Raw genomic sequence first — 8,909 nt, forward strand, 5'->3', positions numbered from 1 at the left:
GCCGACCATGGCGGACAACGCGTCGGGCAACAACTTGCTGGTGACGGTGGACGCGCCGTTCCTGCGCCTGTGGAAGGGCTTCCTGACCGCCCGGGTGATGGTCGCCATCGCCCTGGTGCTGCTGCAGACGCTCGGGCAGGCGGTCAACCAGGTGCTGGACCCCGCCGCACTGTCGGTCTCGGTGGCCTACCTCGTTGCCACCCTCCTGATGCGCATCCTGGCGCGCCACCGGCCGCCATCGCCGGGCACGGGCATGCAATGGCTGCCGTCCATCGGCGTCGACCTGGCGGTGGTCTGCGCCCTGCAACTGCTGCACTCGGGCGCCCTGAATTACACCCCGCTCTTCGGCCTGCCGATACTGATGGCGGCGGTGCTGGGCACGCTCACGCTGGCGCTGGGCACCACGGCGGGTGTCACCCTGCTGCTGCTGGGCCTGGCGTGGCTGGGCTCGCGCTCCGGTGTCGACGACCCGCAGCGCTACCTGCAGAGCGCCCTCACCGGCACGGGCTACTTCATCGTCTCCTACCTGGTGCACCAGCTTGCCACGCGCCTGGCGCGCGAGCAGGAAGTGGCCCAGCAAAGCCAGATGACGGCGCGCGTGCAGACGCAGGTGAGCGCCCTGGTGATCCAGAACCTCACCGACGGCGTGCTCGTGGTGGACGAGAACGACGTCGTGCGCACGGCCAACCCGGCCGCGCTGCAGTTGCTGGGGCAGCCGCCCCTGCCGCCGCTGCCCTTTTCGCTGACGCATGCTGCCGCATGGGATCCGCTGGTGAAGCTGGCACGCCGCACCTTTCGCCAGGAGCAACCCCAGACCGCCGATGCGGACCTGCTGCACCCCGGCGAGAGCCCGACCGGGCTGCATGTGCGCACCTGGCTGACCTCTTCGCGCACACCGGCCCGCGAGGCCGGCAGCGAGCGGCTGTGCGTGATGTTCCTGCACGACCTGCGCGAGATGCAGGCGCGCCTGCGCACCGAGAAGCTGGCCGCGATGGGCCGCATGTCGGCCGCCGTGGCGCACGAGATCCGCAACCCCCTGGCAGCCATCGTCCAGGCCAATGCCCTGCTGGAAGAAGACCTGACGGACCCCGGCCAGAAGCGCCTGGCGCACATGGTGCAGCAAAACGCCGACCGCCTGGCGCGCATTGCCGAGGAAGTGCTGGACATTGCCCGCGTGCAGCACCAGATCAGCCAGTCGCCGGCCTCCACGCTGCACCTGGACAGCGCCGTGGCCCAGATCTGGAGCGACTGGCAGGGGCAGGAGCCGGACAAACGGCGCGGCCTGGTCGCGCTGAGCGCCGGCGATGCGCAAGTGGAATTCGACACCGAGCACCTGCGCCGCGTGCTGGTGAACCTGCTGGACAATGCCCTGCGCTACATGGGCCCGGAGCCGGATTCGCTGTGCATCGCCACGCGCACCACCATCACGGGCCAGGTCAGCCTGCAGGTCTGGAGCGATGGCGCCCCCATGGACAAGTCCGTGGAGCGCCACCTGTTCGAGCCGTTCTTTTCGTCCGAGAGCCGCTCCAGCGGCCTGGGCCTGTACATCTGCCGCGAGCTGTGCCAGCGCCATGGCGCCTCCATCGGCTACCAGCGCGTGGTGCGCCTGACCCAGCGCGGCGATACCGGCGGCAATGCTTTTACGGTAGGCTTTCGGCGCACCACCCGGCCCGCCGAGCCCGCCTCCCTGTTCGACACGATTGTTGTCTAAAGCTCCATGAACGCCCCTGCTGCCTCCATCCTTGTCGTGGACGACGAGCCCGACCTGCGCACGCTCTATGAACTCACGCTGCTGCGCGAGGGCTACCGCGTGGAGACCGCCGCCAGCGTGCAGGAGGCGCGCGAGCAGCTCAAGGCCCACCGCTTCGACGCGGTAATCACCGACATGCGCCTGCCCGACGGCTTTGGCATGGAACTGCTGCAGGACCTGCGCGACCAGCAGCGCAAGGAGCGCTGCGTGGTGATGACGGCCTATGGCTCGGCCGAGAACGCGGTGGAGGCCCTGCGCTCCGGCGCCTTCGACTACCTGACCAAGCCGGTGGACCTGAAACAGTTCCGCTCGGTCGTGGCCTCGGCCATCCAGGGCACGGGCGGTGTGCCTGCACCGCGCGCGGCGCGCACCCCGGGCGGGCGCCAGAGCGGCACGGTCGATGCGCAGGCCTCTTCGTCGGCGCTGGACCGGCTGGTGGGCGAATCGGCCGCCATGCGCAACGTCAAGCAGCGCGTGGCCAAGGTGGCGCGGGGCATGGCGCCGGTGCTGATCCACGGCGAATCGGGCACCGGCAAGGAGCTCGTCGCCCAGGCGCTGCACGCCAGCAGCCAGCGCGCAGACGGCCCCTGGGTGGCCGTGAACTGCGGCGCCATCCCCGAAAACCTGCTCGAGGCCGAATTCTTCGGTGCGCGCAAGGGCTCCTACACCGGCGCCAGCCAGGACCGGGACGGCTACTTCCAGGCGGCGCGTGGGGGCACCTTGTTCCTTGACGAGATCGGCGACCTGCCGCTGGCCATGCAGTCGAAGCTGCTGCGCGCCATCCAGGAGCGCAGCGTGCGCGCCCTGGGCTCCACGCAGGAAGAGACGGTGGATGTGCGCATCGTCAGCGCCACGCACCGCGACCTGGCGGCCGACGTGCAGACCGGCCGCTTCCGCCAGGATCTGTATTACCGCCTCAACGTGATCGAGGTCGTGATCCCGCCGCTGCGCGAGCGGCGCGAGGACCTGCCCGCCCTGTGCCGGGCCTTGCTCGCGCGCATCGCGCAGGAGTCGGGCATGCCCGTGCCGGCACTCACCGAGCACGCCATACAGGCGATTGCCGCCCACCCGCTCACCGGCAACGTGCGTGAGCTGGAGAACCTGCTGCACCGGGCCGTGGCCCTGAGCGAGGGGGACGAGCTGCACGTGGACGGCGTGGCACCGCCTGCGAGCGGCTTTCCTGCTGCCTCGAGCAGCGCCAGCCCGCCCCCCGCACAGGCTTCAGACGCCGCGGCTTTCAACCCCACCGCCTTGCCGGACACGCTGCAGGCGGATGACGCATCGTCACCCCGCCCGGCCCTAGGCGGGGCGCCCGGCTCCCCCATGCCAGGCGCCAGCACGCCCCTGCCCAGCGACCTGCAGGCCTGGCTGGACCAGCAGGAGCGCGACATCCTGGTGCGCGCACTGCGCGAGGCGGGGTTCAACCGCACGGCCACGGCGGCACGCCTGGGCATCAGCCTGCGCCAGATCCGCTACCGCATTGCCCGCCTGAACATCGCCGTGCCTAATGACCAGGATGCCCATGACGACATCGGCTGAGGGGCCGGACGCCGATGGTTCCCCCTGGGACCAGGGCTGGCACCGGTCGGCCGTGCGCCACCCCTCGCCCAACTTCGGTCCGCGCCCGCCCGCCGCGCAGATCGACCTGATCGTGGTGCACTCCATCAGCCTGCCACCGGGCGAGTACGGGGGCCCGGCCGTGCGCCAGCTGTTCACCAACACACTCGACTGGGACGCGCACCCTTATTACCAGGGCATCCGCGGTCTTCAGGTGTCCGCGCACTTCTTCATCGATCGCACGGGAGCGCTCTGGCAGTTCGTGGACTGCGACCAGCGCGCCTGGCATGCGGGGCCCTCGGCCTACCGGGGCCGCGCGCAATGCAACGACGACTCCATCGGCATCGAGCTCGAAGGCCTGGAGGGCGAGCGCTTCGAGACCCCGCAGTACGCCACGCTTGCCTGGCTGTGCCGTGACATCGCGCGGCGCTATCCCGTTGCCCACCTGGCTGGCCACGAGCACATTGCCCCGGGGCGCAAGCACGATCCGGGCGCAGGCTTCGACTGGCCGGGACTGCAGCAGTCGCTGGGCTGGCCACCGGAGTGCTTTCCGGTCGACACGCAGCCGGCCTCCACTACCGGCGCCTGACCCCGCGCACCGGGCCGGTGCGCGCAGGCTGCAGCACCCGCAGCGGATGTCGCAACAGCACGTCACATCACCGCTGCCGCAAAAATATTTTTTGCTGCGCATGCACAAAACGGCCGCTTCAATCTGCACGCGGCCTGCCATGCAAAACCGGGCCGCATCACGCGCCACTGCGTGGTTTTCACAGCCATCCATCGGACACAAGGCGCGCGCACGGCAGGCCTCATAGGCCGATGCGGCGTGGGGGAAACATGCTGTTTCGGAATTTGGCGTCTCTGGCGGCGGTACACTACCGGTAGCGTATTGAACGCAACTGACACACCATATATAGTGTGCGACAGGCCAGAAACTGGCGCACCACTTCTCCCTCGCGGCGGCACTGCCACCCGCCTGCACATTCCAGACAGCACCCAAAAAGAGGACATCCATGCACGCTGCTTTGAACACACCTTCATCCACCACCCGCCCCGCATCCCAGGATGCGCCCGAGGCATCTTCTGCTGCACCAGAGGGAGCGAACACGTACTCCCATTACCAGATCATCCGCCGCAATGGCGCCGTGGTCCCGTTCGAGCCGCAGAAGATTGCCGTGGCGATGATGAAGGCGTTTCTGGCAGTGCACGGCACCCAGGGTGCGGCCTCGGCCAGCGTGCGCGAAGTGGTGGACTCGCTGACCCAGAACGTCGCCCGCGCCCTGGCGCGCTCGCGTCCTGGCGGCGGCACCTTCCATATTGAAGACGTGCAGGACCAGGTGGAACTGGTGCTGATGCGAGGCGGCCACCACGAGGTCGCCCGCGCCTACGTGCTGTACCGCGAAAGCCGCACCCAGGAGCGTGCCCGCCACGTCGAACAGGAAACGGCTGCAGCGCCCGCCCCCGCACTGCACGTGCTGGACGGCGACAAGCGCGTGGTGCTGGACCTGGTGCGCCTGCGTGGCCTGATCGAGTCGGCCTGCGTGAACCTGGGCGCGGACATCTCGGCCCAGCCCATCGTGGCCGAGACCATGCGCAACCTGTACGACGGCGTCCCCATGGACGAGGTCTACAAAGCGTCCATCCTGGCAGCCCGCACGCTGATCGAGAAGGACCCCGACTACACCTACGCCACCGCACGCCTCTTGCTGCATACCATCGTGCGCGAAGTGCTGGGCCGTGAAGTCACGCAGGACGACATGGGCCAGAGCTACGTGGACTACTTCCCGCAGTTCATCCAGAAGGGTGTGGACAACGAGCTGCTGGACCCGCGCCTGCTGACGTTCGACCTGGCCCGCCTGGGCGCCGCCCTCAACGCCGACCGCGACCTGCAGTTCGATTACCTGGGCCTGCAGACCCTGTACGACCGCTACTTCCTGCACGTGCGCAAGACCCGCATCGAGCTGCCCCAGTGCTTCTTCATGCGCGTGGCCATGGGCCTGTCGCTCAATGAAGCCGACCGCGAAGCCCGCGCCATCGAGTTCTACGAGATCCTCTCGAGCTTCGACTTCATGTCCAGCACGCCCACGCTGTTCAACAGCGGCACGCTGCGCTCGCAGCTGTCCTCGTGCTACCTGACCACGGTGCCCGACCACCTGGAAGGCATCTACGACTCCATCAAGGAAAATGCCCTGCTGTCCAAGTTTGCCGGCGGCCTGGGCAACGACTGGACCCGCGTGCGCGCCCTGGGCTCGCACATCAAGGGCACGAACGGTGAATCACAGGGCGTGGTGCCCTTCCTCAAGGTGGTCAACGACACGGCCGTGGCCGTGAACCAGGGCGGCAAGCGCAAGGGCGCCGTCTGCACCTACCTGGAAACCTGGCACCTGGATATCGAGGAGTTCCTGGAGCTGCGCAAGAACACCGGCGATGACCGCCGCCGCACGCACGACATGAACACGGCCAACTGGATCCCCGACCTGTTCATGCGCCGCGTGATGGAAAAGGGCACCTGGACCCTGTTCTCGCCCTCCGACGTACCCGACCTGCACGACCTGTTCGGCACTGCCTTCGAGAAGGCCTATGTGGCCTACGAAGCAAAGGCCGCGCGCGGCGAGATCAAGCCCTCCAAGACGGTGCAGGCCACCGACATGTGGCGCAAGATGCTGACCATGCTGTTCGAGACCGGCCATCCCTGGATCACCTTCAAGGATGCCTGCAACGTGCGCTCGCCCCAGCAGCACGCTGGCGTGGTGCACTCGTCCAACCTGTGCACCGAGATCACGCTGAATACCAGCGATACCGAGACCGCGGTCTGCAACCTGGGCTCCGTGAACCTGCTGCAGCACTTGAAGGACGGCCAGATTGACCACGCCAAGCTGCGCAAGACCATCACCGTGGCCATGCGCATGCTGGACAACGTGATCGACATCAATTACTACGCGGTCACCAAGGCGCGCGACTCCAACCTGCGCCACCGCCCTGTGGGCCTGGGCCTGATGGCCTTCCAGGACAGCCTGTACGAGCTGCGCATTCCCTACGCCTCGCAAGCGGCCGTGGAATTCGCCGACCGGTCGATGGAAGCAATCTGCTACTACGCCTACTGGGCCTCGACCGAGCTGGCCCGCGAACGCGGCCAGTACGAGAGCTACAAGGGCTCGCTGTGGGACCAGGGCATCCTGCCCCTGGACACGCTGGACATGCTGGCCACGGCACGCGGCGGCTACGTTGAAGTGGACCGTTCGGCCACGCTGGACTGGGATGCCCTGCGCAAGAAGATCGTCCAGGACGGCATGCGCAACTCCAACTGTGTCGCCATCGCCCCCACGGCCACCATCTCCAACATCATCGGCGTGGACGCATCGATCGAGCCTTCGTTCGGCAATCTGTCGGTCAAGTCCAACCTGTCGGGTGAGTTCACCGTGATCAACGGCGGCCTGGTGCGCGACCTCAAGCGCCTGGGCCTGTGGGACGACGTGATGATCATGGACCTCAAGCACTTCAAGGGCTCGCTGCACCCCATCGACCGCGTGCCGGCAGACATCAAGGCCCTGTACTCCACGGCCTTCGAAGTCGATTCGCAATGGCTGGTGGAGGCCGCATCGCGCCGCCAGAAGTGGATCGACCAGGCCCAGAGCCTGAACATCTACATGGCCGGTGCATCGGGCAAGAAGCTCGACGACACATACAAGCTGGCCTGGCTGCGCGGCCTGAAGACCACCTACTACCTGCGCACGCAAAGCGCCACGCACGTGGAGATGAGCACCGTGAACACGCGCCAGCTCAACTCCGTGTCGTCGGGCAGCGATGCAGGCTCTGCACAGGCCGCACCCGCCAAGCCCAGCGCGATGGAAGTGGCTGCTGCAGCCGCTGCCGCGCAGGCCGCTGCGCTGCCTGCCACCGACGTCAAGTTCTGCGCCATCGATGATCCAACCTGCGAGGCCTGCCAGTAAGGCCTCATGAAGCGGCGCGCATGCAGACCCATGCACGCCGCTTCGGTGCTGTGAAGCAACAAAACGTTGCTGCGCAACGCTGCAGTGCTTTCCTTTTTGCAGCACTGCTTTCATAATCCGAACACTGGAAAATCTATGTTGTCCTGGGACGAAGAAGTCAAGCCCTCATCGCAAAATCAACTGGACGGTGGACTGCACAAAAGCCACCCGGCGGAACAGCCGCCTGTGTCTTTCCAGACCCCCTCGCTTCAGGAAGTGCATGCGTCGATGACGGCATCCGCTGCACCGCAAGCCGCCCCTGCCACAGCACCCGCGCACCGCCGCGTGAACGCTGCCGACAAGCGCATCATCAACGGCCAGACCGACGTCAACCAGCTGGTGCCGTTCAAGTACAAGTGGGCCTGGGAAAAGTACCTCGCCACCTGCGCCAACCACTGGATGCCGCAAGAGGTGAACATGACGCGCGACATCGCGTTGTGGAAGGACCCGAACGGCCTGACCGAAGACGAGCGCCGCATCATCAAGCGCAACCTCGGCTTCTTCGTGACCGCCGACTCGCTGGCCGCCAACAACATCGTGCTGGGCACCTACCGCCACATCACGGCGCCCGAGTGCCGCCAGTTCCTGCTGCGCCAGGCGTTCGAGGAAGCGATCCACACGCACGCCTACCAGTACATCGTGGAGTCGCTCGGCCTGGATGAAGGCGAGATCTTCAACGCCTACCTGGAAGTGCCCTCGATCCGCGACAAGGACCAGTTCCTGATCCCCTTCATCGAAGCGATTATGGACCCCAACTTCCACACCGGCACCTTCGAGACCGACCAGACGCTGCTCAAGTCGCTGATCGTGTTTGCCTGCCTGATGGAAGGCCTGTTCTTCTACGTCGGCTTCACGCAGATCCTGGCGCTGGGTCGCCAGAACAAGATGACCGGCGCTGCCGAGCAGTACCAGTACATCCTGCGCGATGAGTCGATGCATTGCAACTTCGGCATCGACCTGATCAACCAGCTCAAGCTGGAGAACCCGCACCTGTGGACCGCAGAGTTCAAGGCCGAGATCAAGGCCCTGTTCATGCAGGCCGTGGAGCTCGAATACCGCTACGCCGAAGACACCATGCCGCGTGGCGTGCTGGGCATGAACGCCTCGATGTTCAAGGGCTACCTGCGCTACATCGCCAACCGCCGCGCCACCCAGATCGGCCTGGAGACGCTGTTCCCCAACGAAGAAAATCCCTTCCCCTGGATGAGCGAGATGATCGACCTGAAGAAGGAACGCAACTTCTTCGAGACGCGCGTCATCGAGTACCAGTCGGGTGGCGCATTGTCCTGGGACTAGCCTCGCAGGTGCACGCACGCCATGGATCCCCACACCACGCCCTGCACGGACAACGCCCAAGCGCGTTGCCGTGCAGGGCGTTCCCGTGTTCATGGAGATGGGGTCAACCCCATCTCCATGGATCGCTTCATGTCCACTGTAGACACGAAGTGCTCTTTGCAAATTGACTCAAGGAGAACATGATGGCAACTGCGAAAAAACCCGCTGCAAAGAAGGCAGCTCCCGCGAAGAAGGCTGTAGCTGCAAAGCCAGCGGCCAAGAAGGCCGCTCCTGCCAAGAAGGCAGCAGCACCAGCCAAGAAGGCCGCTCCCGCCAAG

At 66.3% G+C, this 8,909-nt stretch carries 5 protein-coding genes; all 5 read left to right on the forward strand.

Going from position 1 to position 8,909, the window contains the following annotated elements; genetic code table 11:
* The first annotated feature begins 7 nt into the window (after nt 1–7).
* Entirely contained in the window at nt 8–1,711 is a 1,704-nt protein-coding gene (locus ASE28_RS25750; RefSeq protein ID WP_057269037.1) for an ATP-binding protein, read from the forward strand.
* Nucleotides 1,712–1,717: 6 nt separating this feature from the next.
* The gene (locus ASE28_RS25755) at nt 1,718–3,289 is read left to right on the forward strand and encodes a sigma-54 dependent transcriptional regulator (RefSeq protein ID WP_057269038.1); all 1,572 of its coding nucleotides are present in this window, start codon (nt 1,718–1,720) and stop codon (nt 3,287–3,289) included.
* A complete protein-coding gene (ampD, locus tag ASE28_RS25760) occupies nt 3,267–3,896 on the forward strand; it encodes a 1,6-anhydro-N-acetylmuramyl-L-alanine amidase AmpD (protein ID WP_369818291.1) in 630 nt (209 codons plus the stop codon). The genes ASE28_RS25755 and ampD overlap by 23 nt, the downstream gene beginning before the upstream one ends.
* 424 nt (nt 3,897–4,320) lie before the next feature.
* On the forward strand, nt 4,321–7,257 hold the full coding sequence (locus ASE28_RS25765) for a ribonucleoside-diphosphate reductase subunit alpha (protein ID WP_057269039.1): 2,937 nt from the start codon (nt 4,321–4,323) through the stop codon (nt 7,255–7,257).
* A gap of 135 nt (nt 7,258–7,392) precedes the next feature.
* A complete protein-coding gene (locus tag ASE28_RS25770) occupies nt 7,393–8,592 on the forward strand; it encodes a ribonucleotide-diphosphate reductase subunit beta (protein ID WP_057201712.1) in 1,200 nt (399 codons plus the stop codon).
* The last annotated feature ends 317 nt before the right edge of the window (nt 8,593–8,909 follow it).

The organism is Acidovorax sp. Root219 (assembly GCF_001428665.1).
In the GTDB taxonomy this organism is placed as follows: domain Bacteria; phylum Pseudomonadota; class Gammaproteobacteria; order Burkholderiales; family Burkholderiaceae_C; genus Acidovorax.

What these genes read in the sequence shown, in the direction of transcription:
- ASE28_RS25750 (WP_057269037.1), top strand. Translation starts at nt 8, where the DNA reads ATGGCGGACAACGCGTCGGGCAACAACTTGCTGGTGACGGTGGACGCG.
- ASE28_RS25755 (WP_057269038.1), top strand. Translation starts at nt 1,718, where the DNA reads ATGAACGCCCCTGCTGCCTCCATCCTTGTCGTGGACGACGAGCCCGAC.
- ampD (WP_369818291.1), top strand. Translation starts at nt 3,267, where the DNA reads ATGCCCATGACGACATCGGCTGAGGGGCCGGACGCCGATGGTTCCCCC.
- ASE28_RS25765 (WP_057269039.1), top strand. Translation starts at nt 4,321, where the DNA reads ATGCACGCTGCTTTGAACACACCTTCATCCACCACCCGCCCCGCATCC.
- ASE28_RS25770 (WP_057201712.1), top strand. Translation starts at nt 7,393, where the DNA reads ATGTTGTCCTGGGACGAAGAAGTCAAGCCCTCATCGCAAAATCAACTG.